The sequence below is a fragment of the Pseudomonas sp. KH_021 genome, assembly GCF_057838865.1.
Map to the genome: position 1 here is coordinate 48,971 of NZ_CM174477.1, position 12,593 is coordinate 61,563.

Sequence of the window (12,593 nt, forward strand, 5' to 3'; positions counted from 1 at the left end):
GGGGGCTCAAGCGCAAGGCTTGGAGCGTGCCAGCAGAATTTTGCGATTGCGTTGCGAGGCGCAGGTCGCTGTCTATACTCGGGTTGGAAAGAGTTACTGATGAGGCCCGACTGCATGGCAGTAGGGGCTCGGTAGCCAAAGTTCGTTGTCTTGACCGCCGCTCCCTTTGCCGCAGGTGTACGCCTCCGGGATAAAAAGAACGATAAGGGGAACCCGCAATGATGCGACATCCACATGTCTGGATGGGCCTCCTGCTGTGGTCGATATTCAGTCCGGCGCACGCCGCCTGGACCGTGAATATGGCGCCGGGGGCGACTGATGTCAGTAACGCGGTCTTCGATCTGCACATGACGATCTTCTGGATCTGTGTGGTGATCGGTGTCGTGGTCTTCGGTGTCATGTTCTGGTCAATGATCGTCCATCGTCGCTCCACCGGTCAGGAGGCCGCGACCTTTCACGAAAGCACCACGGTGGAAATCCTCTGGACCATCGTGCCCTTGTTGATCCTGGTGGCCATGGCCATTCCCGCGACCAAGACGCTTATCGACATCTACGATACCAGCGAGTCGGACCTGGATGTCCAGGTGACCGGCTACCAATGGAAGTGGCACTACAAATACCTGGGCCAGGACGTCGAGTACTTCAGCAACCTGGCCACGCCCGCCGACCAGATCCACAACAAAGCCCCCAAGGATGAGCATTATTTGCTCGAGGTGGACAACCCGCTGGTATTGCCGGTGGGCGCCAAGGTGCGCTTTCTGGTCACCGCTGCCGACGTGATCCACTCCTGGTGGGTGCCCGCGTTTGCCGTCAAGCGCGATGCGATCCCAGGGTTTGTCAACGAAGCCTGGACCCGTATCGAGAAGCCCGGCCTATATCGCGGCCAGTGCACCGAGCTGTGCGGCAAGGACCACGGTTTCATGCCGATCGTGGTCGAGGTCAAGTCCAAGGCGGACTTCGACACCTGGCTTGGGGAGCGCAAGGCCGAGGCCGCGCAGCTCAAGGAGCTGACCAGCAAGGAATGGACACTGCAAGAGTTGGTCGAGCGCGGCGACAAGGTCTACCACACCGCCTGCGTGGCCTGTCACCAGGCTGAAGGCCAGGGCCTGCCACCCATGTTCCCCGCCCTCAAGGGCTCGAAAATCGCCACTGGGCCTATAGAGGATCACCTCAATGTGGTGTTCCACGGCAAGGCTGGTACTGCGATGGCGGCCTTTGGCAAACAGCTCTCGGAAGTCGACCTGGCCGCTGTCGTAACCTATGAACGCAACGCCTGGGGCAACAACAAGGGCGACATGGTCACGCCAAAAGATGTATTGGCAATCAAGCAGGCAGAAAGCAAATGAACGGGCCTTTCTTACGTGGTCGCAAGTTCAGGAGACAGGACATGAGTGCAGTCATTGACGACCATGGGCATGCCGGCCATGACGAGCATGCTCACGGCCCAGCCAAGGGCCTGATGCGCTGGGTGCTGACCACCAACCACAAGGACATCGGCACGTTGTACCTGTGGTTCAGCTTCCTGGCGTTCCTGCTCGGCGGCTCCTTTGCCATGGTGATTCGCGCCGAGCTGTTCCAGCCCGGCCTGCAAATCGTGGAGCCGGAGTTCTTCAACCAGATGACCACCATGCACGGTCTGGTGATGGTGTTCGGCGCGGTCATGCCGGCGTTCGTGGGCCTGGCCAACTGGATGATCCCGTTGATGATCGGTGCGCCAGACATGGCGCTGCCACGGATGAACAACTTCAGTTTCTGGTTGCTGCCGGCCGCGTTCCTGCTGCTGGTCTCGACCCTGTTCATGCCCGGTGGCGGGCCGAACTTCGGCTGGACCTTCTACGCTCCGCTCTCCACCACCTATGCGCCGGAAAGCGTCACCTTCTTTATCTTTGCCATTCACCTGATGGGGATCAGCTCGATCATGGGCGCGATCAACGTGATCGCGACCGTCCTCAACTTGCGCGCTCCCGGCATGACCCTGATGAAAATGCCGCTGTTCGTCTGGACCTGGCTGATCACCGCCTTCCTGCTGATCGCGGTGATGCCAGTGCTGGCCGGTTGCGTGACCATGATGCTGATGGACATCCACTTCGGCACCAGCTTCTTCAGTGCCGCCGGTGGCGGTGACCCGGTTCTGTTCCAGCATGTGTTCTGGTTTTTCGGGCACCCCGAGGTCTACATCATGATCCTGCCGGCCTTCGGCGCGGTCAGTGCAATTATCCCGGCGTTCTCGCGCAAACCGCTGTTTGGCTACACCTCGATGGTTTACGCCACGGCCAGTATCGCGTTCCTGTCGTTCATCGTCTGGGCACACCACATGTTTGTCGTCGGCATTCCGGTGGTGGGTGAGCTGTTCTTCATGTATGCGACCTTGCTGATCGCGGTGCCGACCGGGGTGAAGGTGTTCAACTGGGTCAGCACCATGTGGCAAGGCTCACTGACCTTCGAAACGCCGATGCTGTTTGCCGTGGCCTTTGTGATCCTGTTCACCATCGGCGGATTCTCCGGCCTGATGCTGGCCATTGCACCGGCTGACTTCCAGTATCACGACACCTATTTCGTGGTTGCCCATTTCCACTATGTATTGGTGCCGGGTGCGATCTTCGGGATCTTCGCATCGGCCTATTACTGGCTGCCGAAGTGGACCGGCTATATGTATGACGAAACCCTGGGCAAGCTGCATTTCTGGCTGTCATTCATTGGCATGAACATGGCCTTCTTTCCCATGCACTTTGTGGGGCTGGCCGGGATGCCGCGGCGGGTGCCGGACTACAACCTGCAGTTCGCCGACTTCAACATGGTGTCGTCGATTGGCGCCTTTACCTTCGGGGTCACGCAGATCTTCTTCCTCTTTATTGTCATCAAGACCATCCGCGGCGGTGTGCCTGCGGCGGCCAAAGCTTGGGAGGGAGCCGAAGGGCTGGAGTGGAGCGTGCCTTCGCCGGCGCCGTACCACACCTTCGTGACGCCACCGGAAGTGAAATAACCAACCCTGTCAAAGGAGGTCAGGCCCATGAGCGACGGCTATGCGATCAAGCGACTGGTCACGCGTCTGCTGATGCTGGTAGTGATCATGTTCGCCTTTGGCTTCGCACTGGTGCCGATCTATGACGTGATGTGCAAGGCATTCGGCATCAATGGCAAGACGGGTGGGCAGTATGCCGGCACGCAAGTGGTCGACCCTTCGCGCCAGGTTCGGGTGCAGTTTCTGTCAACCAATGCCATCGACATGGTCTGGGATTTTTACTCCAAGGCGGATGAACTTGAGGTTCACCCGGGGGCGGTCAACGAGATGCTGTTTGTGGCGCACAACCCGACGGACAAGCCGATGACCGCCCAGGCTATTCCGAGTATTTCGCCAGCAGAAGCGGCGGCGTATTTCCACAAGACCGAATGCTTTTGCTTCAGCCAACAGGTGCTACAACCGGGGGAGCGTATCGAGATGCCCGTGCGGTTCATCGTTGACCGCGACCTGCCAACCGATGTGAAACACCTGACGCTTGCTTACACGCTGTTCGACATCACCGCTCGCCAACCGCCCATTGCCCATGTGGATGGACAGGACGCGCCGCGCGCCCGATAAGGAGAACAATTAAATGGCAATTCACGAGCGCTACTACGTCCCGGCGCAGAGCAAGTGGCCGATCATTGCCACCATTGGCATGTTCATCACGGTTCTCGGCCTGGGCATCTGGTTCAACGATATGAAGGCCGGGCGGCCGGACTCCCATGGCCCGCTGATCTTTTTTGTCGGGGCTGTGTGCCTGGCCTATATGTTGTTCGGCTGGTTCGGTGCGGTGATCAAGGAAAGCCGCGCCGGGCTCTACAGCGCGCAGTTGGATCGCTCGTTTCGCTGGGGCATGTCGTGGTTCATTTTCTCGGAGGTGATGTTCTTTATCGCCTTCTTCGGCGCGCTTTTTTATGTGCGTACCTTGGCGGGGCCATGGCTGGGTGGGGAAGGTGCCAAGGGTGTGACGCATATGCTCTGGCCCAATTTCGAGTTTGCCTGGCCACTGCTGAACACCCCGGACCCCAAGGCGTTCCCGCCGCCAAAGGACATAATCGACCCCTGGCATCTGCCGCTGATAAATACCATCTTGCTGGTCAGCTCCAGCGTCACGGTGACCATTGCCCACCATGCCTTGAGGAAAAACCATCGCGGCCCGCTCAAGTTCTGGCTGGCGCTGACCATCGCCCTGGGCGCAGTCTTTCTGTGCCTGCAGGCGTTCGAGTACCACGAGGCTTATACGGAACTTGGGCTGACACTGGGCTCGGGTGTGTACGGTGCAACCTTCTTTATGCTCACAGGTTTCCACGGCGCGCACGTGACCATGGGCACCATCATTCTGACGGTCATGCTGATTCGAATCCTGCGGGGCCATTTTGATGCCGACAAGCATTTCGGCTTTGAGGCAGCCAGCTGGTATTGGCACTTTGTGGATGTGGTCTGGGTCGGCCTGTTTATTTTTGTCTACGTGCTTTGAGGGTTTTACCAAGGTGCATGGGACACCAATTGGCCGCTGTAGAAGCCCCAGGTCACCAGGGCCAGGGTGATGGCGGCCAGACTGACCCGTACCGTCAGAGCCTTGACCAGACGGCTCGAGTGACCTTCGTCCTTGACCAGAAAGAACAGGCCGCTGAACAGGCTGACAATGGTCGCCAGCAACATCAGGACGATCGCGACTTTTAGCATGGTGGAACTCCCGGGAGGTACGCGATGATCTTAAGTATAGCGACAGGCAGTTGGCAGCCATGAAGCCGTTTCGGCCCGGTATCGTGCCCACCGTGGTGGTCGGCCTGCTGCTGCCCATGCTGATCGGCCTGGGCGTGTGGCAGTGGGGGCGTGCCGACCAGAAGCGCGAGTTGCTGGCCAGTTATGAGCAGCGTCGCACCGAGGCGCCCACGGCCGCCTCGCAGTTGCATCAAGTGGCTGACCCTGCGTTCCGAAGGATTCACCTCTACGGCAGGTTCGATCCGCAGCACAGCGTTTTGCTGGATAACCGCATTCGTGATGGGCACGCGGGAGTCGAGCTGCTGCAACCGTTTTTCGACCAGGCCAGCGGGCTGTGGTTGTGGGTCAACCGTGGTTGGCTGCCCTGGCCGGATCGTCGCAGCGCGCCCGTATTCATGACCCCCAATGCTATGCAAAGCCTGGATGCGTGGGTGTACGTCGCGCCGGGGGCGACCTTTCAACTACATGCAGACGCCGCTGACAACCGCTGGCCGCGCCTGTTGACCGCTGTGCAGCCAGGCGTGTTGTGGTCGCAATTGGGCCGCGAAGGTTTCGCCCATGAGATACGCCTGGAGCCTGGCCCGGCAGCTTATCGGGTGGACTGGCCGGTGGTTGCGATGGGCCCGGAAAAACACATGGGCTACGCTGTGCAGTGGTTTGCCCTGGCGTTGGCCCTGAGTGGTCTCTACCTCTATTTCGGATGGCATAACAATAAGGAGAAGCAGCATGGGAGCCGCCATGAATCCGCAGGGCATGTCTGAAACCAAAGCGCCTGTAGGGCGTGGGCGCGGACGCTTGCAGTTGATCCTGATTCTGCTGGTGGTGTTGGGGCCGATGATCCTGGCCACCGGCATGTACAAACTGCAGTTCTGGGTGCCTGACAGTCGCAGTTATCACGGCGAGATGATCGGCAATGGCCAGAGCCGTGCCGACCTGGGTGTTCAAGCCGATGAACAGCGCTGGCAACTGCTGGTCACCTCGCCTGCCGACTGCTCGGCCGATTGCCAGCAACTGGTTTACCTGGCGCGGCAAATCCAGATCGGCCTGGGCCGCGACGCCTCCAGGGCCAGCCATGCGCTGGCCGCCGGGCAAGCACTGACGCAGGACTATCAGGCACGCCTGTCGCGTGAATATCCACAACTGCAACGCTACCCGCTGGACTTGTCGCGCTATTCACAAACGACCACAGGCAAGGCCGAGCCTGCACTGTGGATCATCGATCCGCACGGCAATCTGGTGTTGCGCTACGACGCCCGGGTCAATGGCAAGGACTTGCTCAATGATCTGCGCCTCCTGCTGAAACTCTCCAACATTGGGTAGGACATGCTCATGGCCAGGCCAGGATATCGTCTTGCTGTGTTTGCCACCGTGCTCGCAATGGTGGTCGTACTCTTGGGTGCCTACACCCGCCTGACTCACGCAGGCCTGGGTTGCCCGGACTGGCCGGGTTGCTATGGCTTCATCAGCGTGCCCAAGACTGAAGCGCAACTGGCCCATGCCGAGCGGCACTTCCCCGATACGCCGGTCGAAACGCACAAGGGCCGCAACGAAATGGTCCATCGCTATTTCGCCGGCACCCTGGCGCTGGTTATTGGAGCACTGGCCGTCGCTGCCTGGCGTCGCCATGGCCGCGACGGCCAGCCGATCAAACTGCCGCTTTTGTTATTGGGTGTGGTCTTTGCCCAGGCTGCCTTTGGCATGTGGACGGTCACGCTCAAGCTCTGGCCCCAAGTGGTCACCGCGCATCTGCTGGGCGGTTTTGCCACCTTGAGCCTGTTGTTCCTGCTCAGCCTGCGCTTGTCGGGCGCGCTGCAGCCCTTGGCGAATGTGCCCCTGCAACTGAGGCGCTGGGCCGCCTTGGGCCTGCTGCTGGTGATCGGGCAAATCGCGCTCGGGGGCTGGGTCAGCTCCAACTACGCCGCCGTGGCCTGCGTCGATCTACCGACTTGCCACGGCCAGTGGTGGCCTGCGACCGACTTTGCCAATGGCTTTCATCTCACTCAGCACATCGGCCCCAATTACCTGGGCGGGCAACTGGACAGCGATGCGCGTACAGCGATTCACCTGACCCATCGAATCGGTGCGCTGCTGGTGACCTTGGTATTGCTGACGCTGGCCTGGCAACTGCGCAGTACCGGGATGCCGCGCCTCGCCGCGCTGGTGGTGCTGGCGCTTGGCGTTCAAATCAGCCTGGGTGTCAGTAACGTACTGTTTCACCTGCCTCTGGCCGTGGCAGTTGCCCATAACGCGGGCGGCGCCGGGCTGCTACTGACGCTGGTGCTGGTCAATTACCGAACCCGCAGTGTGGCAGTGCCTGCTACCCGCCGGGCATTCATTCACTGGCGACCTTCCCCGGCTTTTATCGGCCCGGGGCGGATCTGACACAGGAGCATTTCCATGGCGTCGTTGACGCAAGAGCACGGCAGCCAAGCGAGTTGGCGTGATTACCTGGAGCTGACCAAGCCGAAGGTGGTGGTATTGATGCTGATCACCTCGCTGGTTGGCATGTTCCTGGCCACTCGGGCGGGGGTGCCGTGGACGGTGCTGCTGTTCGGTAACCTGGGAATAGCCTGTTGCGCGGGCGCGGCGGCGGCCGTTAACCATGTGGTCGATCGGCGCATCGATGCGGTCATGGCGCGTACCCATAAACGCCCCTTGGCCGAGGGCAGGGTCTCGCCGTTGGCGGCCCTCACGTTTGCGTTGATGTTGGCACTGCTGGGCCAGGGCATGCTGCTGGTGTTCACCAACCCGATGACGGCCTGGCTGACGCTGGCGTCGCTGCTGGGCTACGCCGTGATCTACACAGGCTTTCTCAAGCGCGCGACACCGCAGAACATCGTGATCGGCGGGCTGGCTGGCGCAGCACCGCCGCTGTTGGGCTGGGTCGCGGTCACCGGGCATGTGAGTGCCGAACCCCTGCTTCTGGTGCTGATCATCTTTGCCTGGACGCCCCCACACTTCTGGGCGCTGGCCATCCACCGCAAAGAAGAATACGCCAAGGCCGATATCCCCATGCTGCCGGTGACGCATGGAGAGCACTACACCAAGGTGCATATCCTGTTGTATTGCGCGGCCCTGTTTGCGGTGAGCCTGTTGCCGTTCGTGATCCACATGAGTGGCCTGCTGTACCTGGGCTGTGCGCTGCTGCTGGGCCTGCGCTTCCTGCAATGGGCCTGGGTGTTGTACCGTGGCACCCGACCGCACGCGGCGATGAAGACCTTCAAGTATTCGATTTATTACCTGCTGCTGTTATTCATCGCGCTGCTCGTAGACCACTACTTACTGTTGAATCTATGACTCGAACTCAGAAAACCGTCTTTATTCTTGTGGCCCTGGTCGCCTTGATCCTCGGCCTTACCGTCAATAAGGTGCTCACCAACAAGGGTCAGGTCGATACCACCGCCCTGATCGATGCAGGCATCATCCTGTTGCCCCAGCACCGCACCGTCCCCAGTGTCGAAATGACCGACGAGCAAGGCCAGCCAGTGGCGGTCAATGAAATGAAAGGCAAGTGGTCGCTGCTGTTCTTCGGCTACACCTTCTGCCCGGACATCTGCCCGACGACTCTGGCGCAGTTGCGCCAAATCAAGAGTGAGTTGCCTAAAGAGGCTGCCGACAGGTTGCAAGTGGTGCTGGTCAGTGTCGATCCGAACCGCGACACCCCCCAGCAGCTCAAGCAGTACCTGGGGTATTTCGACAAGGATTTCAAAGGGTTGACCGGCTCGCTCGAGGCGACTGAAAAGCTGGCCAATGGCGTGAGCATTCCGTTTATTCCGGCCGATACCAGCAAGCCGAACTACACGGTCGACCACAGCGGCAACCTGGCCCTGCTGGGGCCGGACGGTACGCAACGCGGGTTTATTCGGGCGCCGTTCAACAATCAGAAGCTGATTGCGCAGTTACCGGGGCTGGTAAAACACGATTGAACGCCGACGCGTTCTGTCTGTTAAATCGTGCAATGGCTATCGCAGGCAAGCCTGGCTCCTACAACACTGTGTAGGAGCCGGCTTTAGCCGCGATGAACGCACCGCGGTTTGCCTGTTGCATCAGAACGCTGGGACGACGGCGCCTTTGTACTTCTCGAGGATGAACTGCTTCACTTCTGGGCTATGCAGCGCGCCAACCAGCTTCTGCATGGCTGCCGAGTCTTTGTTGTCCGGGCGAGCCACCAGGATGTTGACGTAAGGCGAATCGCTGCCTTCGATGATCAAGGCATCCTTGGCTGGGTCAAGCTTGGCTTCCAGCGCGTAGTTGGTGTTGATCAGTGCCAGGTCGACCTGGGTCAGCACGCGCGGGAGGGTGGCGGCTTCCAGCTCACGAATCTTCAGCTTTTTCGGGTTCTCGGCGATGTCCTTGGGCGTGGACAGGATGTTGCCCGCGTCCTTGAGCTTGATCAGACCGGCCTTCTGCAGCAGCAGCAAGGCACGACCGCCGTTGGTGGCGTCGTTGGGGATAACTACATTGGCGCCGCTGGGTAGCTCGTCCAGCTGCTTGAATTTGCTGGAATAGGCGCCCAGTGGCTCCAGGTGCACACCGGTCACGCTGACCAGATTAGTGCCCTTGCCCTTGTTGAACTCATCCAGGTACGGCTGGTGCTGGAAGAAGTTGGCGTCCAGGCGCTTCTCGGCGACTTGCACGTTGGGCTGGATGTAGTCGGTGAAGACCTTGACCTTCAGGTCTACCCCTTCCTTGGCCAGCGTCGGTTTGACGAACTCAAGGATCTGGGCGTGCGGCACGGCGGTTGCGGCCACGGTCAGGGTATCGGCTGCATGGGCCGAAAAGGCCGCGACGGCGGCGAATGCTGCGAACAGTTTTTTCATTCATCACTCCTTGTGAGGGCCACTCGGCCCCCGGTGCCGGCATGGCCGACCCTTGCGTTTATTTACGAGAAAAATGCACGACCAGCCTGTCGCCGACGCTTTGCAGAATTTGCACCAGGATCAGCATCAGCACCACGGTGACCACCATGACGTCGGTCTGAAAGCGCTGGTAGCCAAAGCGAATGGCCAAGTCACCCAGGCCGCCTGCGCCGACCACACCGGCCATTGCGGTATAGGACACCAGCGTGATGGCGGTGACGGTGATGGCGGCAAAAATGCCGGGGCGGGCTTCTGGCAGCAATGCATTCATGATGATCTGGCGCGTGGTGGCGCCCATGGCCTGCGTCGCTTCGATGATGCCGCGATCAACCTCGCGCAAGGCAGTTTCGACCAGGCGGGCAAAGAACGGCGTGGTGCCGACGACCAGCGGCGGAATGGCCCCGGCAACGCCCAGCGACGTGCCGGTGATCAGCACCGTGAACGGGATCATCACGATCAGCAGGATAATGAACGGCAGCGAGCGCAGGATATTGACCAGCAGCGACAACAAGGCATAGACGCCTTTTTGCTCGAACAGTTGGCGCGGGCCGCACAGAAACAGCAGCACACCCAGTGGCAGGCCCAGCAATACGGTGAACAGCAGCGAGCCACCCAGCATCAGCAGCGTATCGACCGTCGCCAGCCAGATTTCACTCCAGTCGACGTTGGCAAAGAAACTCAAGGTGTCCATCAGCGCAGGACCTCCATATGCACGTCCGCTTGCTCGAAGCGGGCGAAGGCTGCGTCCATGTCGCCGCCGGTGATTGCCAGGGTCAGTTGGCCGTAAGGGGTTTCTTTGATGCGATCGATCCGGCCCGCCAGGATGCTGTAGTCCACCCCGGTTTCACGGGCAACGGTGCCCAGCAGTGGCGCGTAGGTGGCCTCGCCCTGGAAGGTCAGGCGCACGATGCGCCCTGGCACATGGGCGAAGTCGTCACGCTGTTCGCTTTCGTCGATCTGCTCGTCCTCCTGGACGAAACGCTTGGTGGTCGGGTGCTGTGGATGCAGGAACACATCGGCGACCGGGCCTTGCTCGACGATCTTGCCAGCGTCCATCACGGCCACCTGGTCACAGACCCTGCGGATGACGTCCATCTCGTGGGTAATCAGCACGATGGTCAGCTTCAGCTCGCGGTTGATCTCGGCCAGCAATTGCAGCACCGAGGCGGTGGTTTGCGGGTCCAGTGCGCTGGTGGCTTCATCACAGAGCAGAATCTTTGGCCGGGTGGACAAGGCGCGGGCGATGCCAACGCGCTGCTTCTGGCCACCGGACAATTGCGCCGGGTATTTCTTTGCATGGTCAGACAAGCCGACCCGTGCCAGCAGTTCGGCAACGCGGCGGTCTATTTCGCTGCGCGACAGTTCGCCGGCCAGAGTCAGTGGCAGCGCAACGTTGTCAGCCACGGTCTTGGAGGCCAGCAAGTTGAAGTGCTGGAAAATCATCCCGACCTGCTGGCGGAAGCGTCGTAGCTGGTTGGCGTCAAAAGCAGTGACGTCTTCGCCATCGACGATGATTTTGCCGCCGCTGGGGGCTTCCAGACGATTGATCAGGCGCAGCAGGGTACTTTTACCGGCACCGGAGTGACCGATCAGGCCGAAGACCTGGCCGTTCTCGACGGTAAGGTCCGTGGCGTGCAGCGCGGGGATATCCCTACCGGCGACGCGGTAGGTCTTGTGGACATTTTGAAACTCGATCACTTAGCGAACCTTGTGGGGCGCATGAATGGGGTCAGCGGTTAGCCGGGGGCGCATTTTAGCCTGTTCGTATAGAGGTTCTTAGCATTTATTTCGAATGGGTCCAATCAATGCGAAATAACGCGATCAGCGGTCAGCTACCGGCATCCAAGCACCGGGTTTGAGATAGGGAGGCGGCTGCGAAGGCGATTCCAGCTTGATACGCGGTGAAGCTATTCGCGGCACAATCCCAGGGTAGGAGCCAGCCTTGCAGGCTGTGTGAAAACTCCGACAAAAGTCGACCCACTCAAAAAACGACCTCCTGTAATCGCGTACACGCGACGATCGACTAGTCGAGAGGGGGTCAAGTACCCCCTAAATCAACCAAATTTTGAGTTTTCACACAGCCTGCTTGGCTGCGATGGGGCACACTGCGGTGCATCAGGAAAACCGCAGTGTGCCCCATCGCAGCCAAGGCTAGCTCCTACCCCAAAGCCAGACCAGCGAAGCGTTCAGAAGATCAAGGCTTGGCGGGAATCAGGACGATCTGGGCAGGCAACTTGCGGTGGATTTCGCGAGTTTGCTGCAAGTCGAAATGGGCGTCGCGGTGGGTGACCCGCTTGGTGAGCAGCGTGGAAAGCCACGGGTAGTCTTCTGTGCGCGGAACCTGGAAGACGACTGTGCAGTTGTAATTCACCACATCGTCAGCGATGTCGTCCAGTTGGCGGCGAAGCTGAGCCATATCGTTGATTTTGAACGCCACTACCGTGCTCGGCGCCGTCGGGTCAATGACCTTGGGTTTGGGCTTGGCCGCTTCCTTGAGCGCTGCTTCGATTTTCTCAAGCTCTGCCCTGCGGGCCTTGGCGATGGCGCCGTTCACGCCACCGGTGAGTGCGGGCGCCGTTGGCATCAACGCACGGGCGCGAGCCAGGGCAGTGGCTGCAGCATTCACGTCGCCTTTTTGCAGGACGATCTGGCTGCGCTGCAGGTAGGCCTCCGCCAACTGACGCTGATACTGGACCAGGCGCGCATCATCCGGTGCCTTGGCCTGCAGGGCGGCGAGTTGATCTTCTGCGGTGGCCAGTTCGTTGCTGGTGATGCTTTGTTCCAACTGCTGGTAGCCATCGGGCTCGGCAGGCACGGCAACGGTGTCGGCAGGCTTGCTCTGGCAAGCGGCCAACAAAAACGAAAACGCGGCAAGGAGCAGATAACGTGAGGCGAACGGCTTCATTCCTGCAACTCTCTTTTTGTGCAAAAAACGAGCAAGTCTACACCCAGTCCTTTGGCTCGAAAATACTGTTCGCGCATGTCGCCGGATTTTGATGTCGCAG

At 60.0% G+C, this 12,593-nt stretch carries 14 protein-coding genes; 9 read left to right on the plus strand and 5 right to left on the minus strand.

Translation table 11 applies throughout. The features are described from left to right. Nucleotides 1–218 precede the first annotated feature (218 nt). From coxB to AC3IX4_RS00275, 4 genes are read left to right on the plus strand one after another with little or no spacing between them, the layout of a single operon-like run. A complete protein-coding gene (coxB, locus tag AC3IX4_RS00260) occupies nt 219–1,346 on the plus strand; it encodes a cytochrome c oxidase subunit II (RefSeq protein WP_489258713.1) in 1,128 nt (375 codons plus the stop codon). Nucleotides 1,347–1,387: 41 nt separating this feature from the next. Beyond that, entirely contained in the window at nt 1,388–2,983 is a 1,596-nt protein-coding gene (ctaD, locus tag AC3IX4_RS00265; protein ID WP_489258714.1) for a cytochrome c oxidase subunit I, read from the plus strand. Between the two features lie 27 nt (nt 2,984–3,010). After that, nucleotides 3,011–3,580: a cytochrome c oxidase assembly protein gene (locus AC3IX4_RS00270; protein WP_489258715.1), complete on the plus strand. Its 570-nt coding sequence runs from the start codon at nt 3,011–3,013 to the stop codon at nt 3,578–3,580. Nucleotides 3,581–3,593: 13 nt separating this feature from the next. Further along, entirely contained in the window at nt 3,594–4,481 is an 888-nt protein-coding gene (locus AC3IX4_RS00275) for a cytochrome c oxidase subunit 3 (protein ID WP_489258716.1), read from the plus strand. A gap of 5 nt (nt 4,482–4,486) precedes the next feature. On the opposite strand, the gene AC3IX4_RS00280 is transcribed toward AC3IX4_RS00275, so the two are convergent. Further along, nucleotides 4,487–4,690 (minus strand): twin transmembrane helix small protein, encoded by a 204-nt coding sequence (locus tag AC3IX4_RS00280; RefSeq protein ID WP_489258717.1) that lies wholly within the window; start codon nt 4,688–4,690, stop codon nt 4,487–4,489. 59 nt (nt 4,691–4,749) lie between these two features. Here AC3IX4_RS00280 and AC3IX4_RS00285 point away from each other — a divergent pair, with 59 nt between their 5' ends. The 5 genes from AC3IX4_RS00285 to AC3IX4_RS00305 are packed head-to-tail and all read left to right on the plus strand — an operon-like array spanning nt 4,750 to nt 8,655. Continuing rightward, nucleotides 4,750–5,490, plus strand: coding sequence for an SURF1 family protein (locus AC3IX4_RS00285; RefSeq protein ID WP_489258718.1), 741 nt, complete (start codon nt 4,750–4,752; stop codon nt 5,488–5,490). Beyond that, nucleotides 5,456–6,049, plus strand: coding sequence for a hypothetical protein (locus AC3IX4_RS00290; RefSeq protein ID WP_489258719.1), 594 nt, complete (start codon nt 5,456–5,458; stop codon nt 6,047–6,049). Before AC3IX4_RS00285 ends, AC3IX4_RS00290 begins: the two co-directional genes overlap by 35 nt. A 9-nt stretch (nt 6,050–6,058) precedes the next feature. After that, a complete protein-coding gene (locus AC3IX4_RS00295; RefSeq protein ID WP_489258720.1) occupies nt 6,059–7,111 on the plus strand; it encodes a COX15/CtaA family protein in 1,053 nt (350 codons plus the stop codon). A gap of 15 nt (nt 7,112–7,126) precedes the next feature. Then, entirely contained in the window at nt 7,127–8,026 is a 900-nt protein-coding gene (cyoE, locus tag AC3IX4_RS00300) for a heme o synthase (protein ID WP_489258721.1), read from the plus strand. Beyond that, the gene (locus AC3IX4_RS00305) at nt 8,023–8,655 is read left to right on the plus strand and encodes an SCO family protein (RefSeq protein ID WP_489258722.1); all 633 of its coding nucleotides are present in this window, start codon (nt 8,023–8,025) and stop codon (nt 8,653–8,655) included. The genes cyoE and AC3IX4_RS00305 overlap by 4 nt, the downstream gene beginning before the upstream one ends. Before the next feature lie 120 nt (nt 8,656–8,775). Here the strand turns inward: AC3IX4_RS00305 and AC3IX4_RS00310 are convergent, their stop codons facing one another. From AC3IX4_RS00310 to AC3IX4_RS00325, 4 genes are all read right to left on the minus strand, one after another. After that, nucleotides 8,776–9,549 (minus strand): MetQ/NlpA family ABC transporter substrate-binding protein, encoded by a 774-nt coding sequence (locus AC3IX4_RS00310; RefSeq protein WP_489258723.1) that lies wholly within the window; start codon nt 9,547–9,549, stop codon nt 8,776–8,778. 58 nt (nt 9,550–9,607) lie between these two features. Beyond that, nucleotides 9,608–10,279 carry a methionine ABC transporter permease gene (locus tag AC3IX4_RS00315; RefSeq protein ID WP_489258724.1) on the minus strand — a complete coding sequence of 224 codons (672 nt, stop codon included), beginning with the start codon at nt 10,277–10,279 and terminating at the stop codon, nt 9,608–9,610. Further along, on the minus strand, nt 10,279–11,286 hold the full coding sequence (locus AC3IX4_RS00320) for a methionine ABC transporter ATP-binding protein (RefSeq protein WP_489258725.1): 1,008 nt from the start codon (nt 11,284–11,286) through the stop codon (nt 10,279–10,281). The genes AC3IX4_RS00315 and AC3IX4_RS00320 overlap by 1 nt, the downstream gene beginning before the upstream one ends. Nucleotides 11,287–11,782: 496 nt before the next feature. Next, entirely contained in the window at nt 11,783–12,493 is a 711-nt protein-coding gene (locus AC3IX4_RS00325) for a PA5502 family lipoprotein (RefSeq protein WP_489258726.1), read from the minus strand. Between the last annotated feature and the right edge of the window lie 100 nt (nt 12,494–12,593).

Bases quoted from the DNA above. Each gene is read 5' to 3' on its own strand.
- AC3IX4_RS00270 (WP_489258715.1), top strand. From the start codon at position 3,011: ATGAGCGACGGCTATGCGATCAAGCGACTGGTCACGCGTCTGCTGATG.
- AC3IX4_RS00285 (WP_489258718.1), top strand. From the start codon at position 4,750: ATGAAGCCGTTTCGGCCCGGTATCGTGCCCACCGTGGTGGTCGGCCTG.
- AC3IX4_RS00315 (WP_489258724.1), bottom strand. From the start codon at position 10,279: ATGGACACCTTGAGTTTCTTTGCCAACGTCGACTGGAGTGAAATCTGG.
- AC3IX4_RS00290 (WP_489258719.1), top strand. From the start codon at position 5,456: ATGGGAGCCGCCATGAATCCGCAGGGCATGTCTGAAACCAAAGCGCCT.
- ctaD (WP_489258714.1), top strand. From the start codon at position 1,388: ATGAGTGCAGTCATTGACGACCATGGGCATGCCGGCCATGACGAGCAT.
- AC3IX4_RS00275 (WP_489258716.1), top strand. From the start codon at position 3,594: ATGGCAATTCACGAGCGCTACTACGTCCCGGCGCAGAGCAAGTGGCCG.
- AC3IX4_RS00280 (WP_489258717.1), bottom strand. From the start codon at position 4,690: ATGCTAAAAGTCGCGATCGTCCTGATGTTGCTGGCGACCATTGTCAGC.
- AC3IX4_RS00295 (WP_489258720.1), top strand. From the start codon at position 6,059: ATGGCCAGGCCAGGATATCGTCTTGCTGTGTTTGCCACCGTGCTCGCA.
- cyoE (WP_489258721.1), top strand. From the start codon at position 7,127: ATGGCGTCGTTGACGCAAGAGCACGGCAGCCAAGCGAGTTGGCGTGAT.
- AC3IX4_RS00310 (WP_489258723.1), bottom strand. From the start codon at position 9,549: ATGAAAAAACTGTTCGCAGCATTCGCCGCCGTCGCGGCCTTTTCGGCC.
- AC3IX4_RS00305 (WP_489258722.1), top strand. From the start codon at position 8,023: ATGACTCGAACTCAGAAAACCGTCTTTATTCTTGTGGCCCTGGTCGCC.
- coxB (WP_489258713.1), top strand. From the start codon at position 219: ATGATGCGACATCCACATGTCTGGATGGGCCTCCTGCTGTGGTCGATA.
- AC3IX4_RS00325 (WP_489258726.1), bottom strand. From the start codon at position 12,493: ATGAAGCCGTTCGCCTCACGTTATCTGCTCCTTGCCGCGTTTTCGTTT.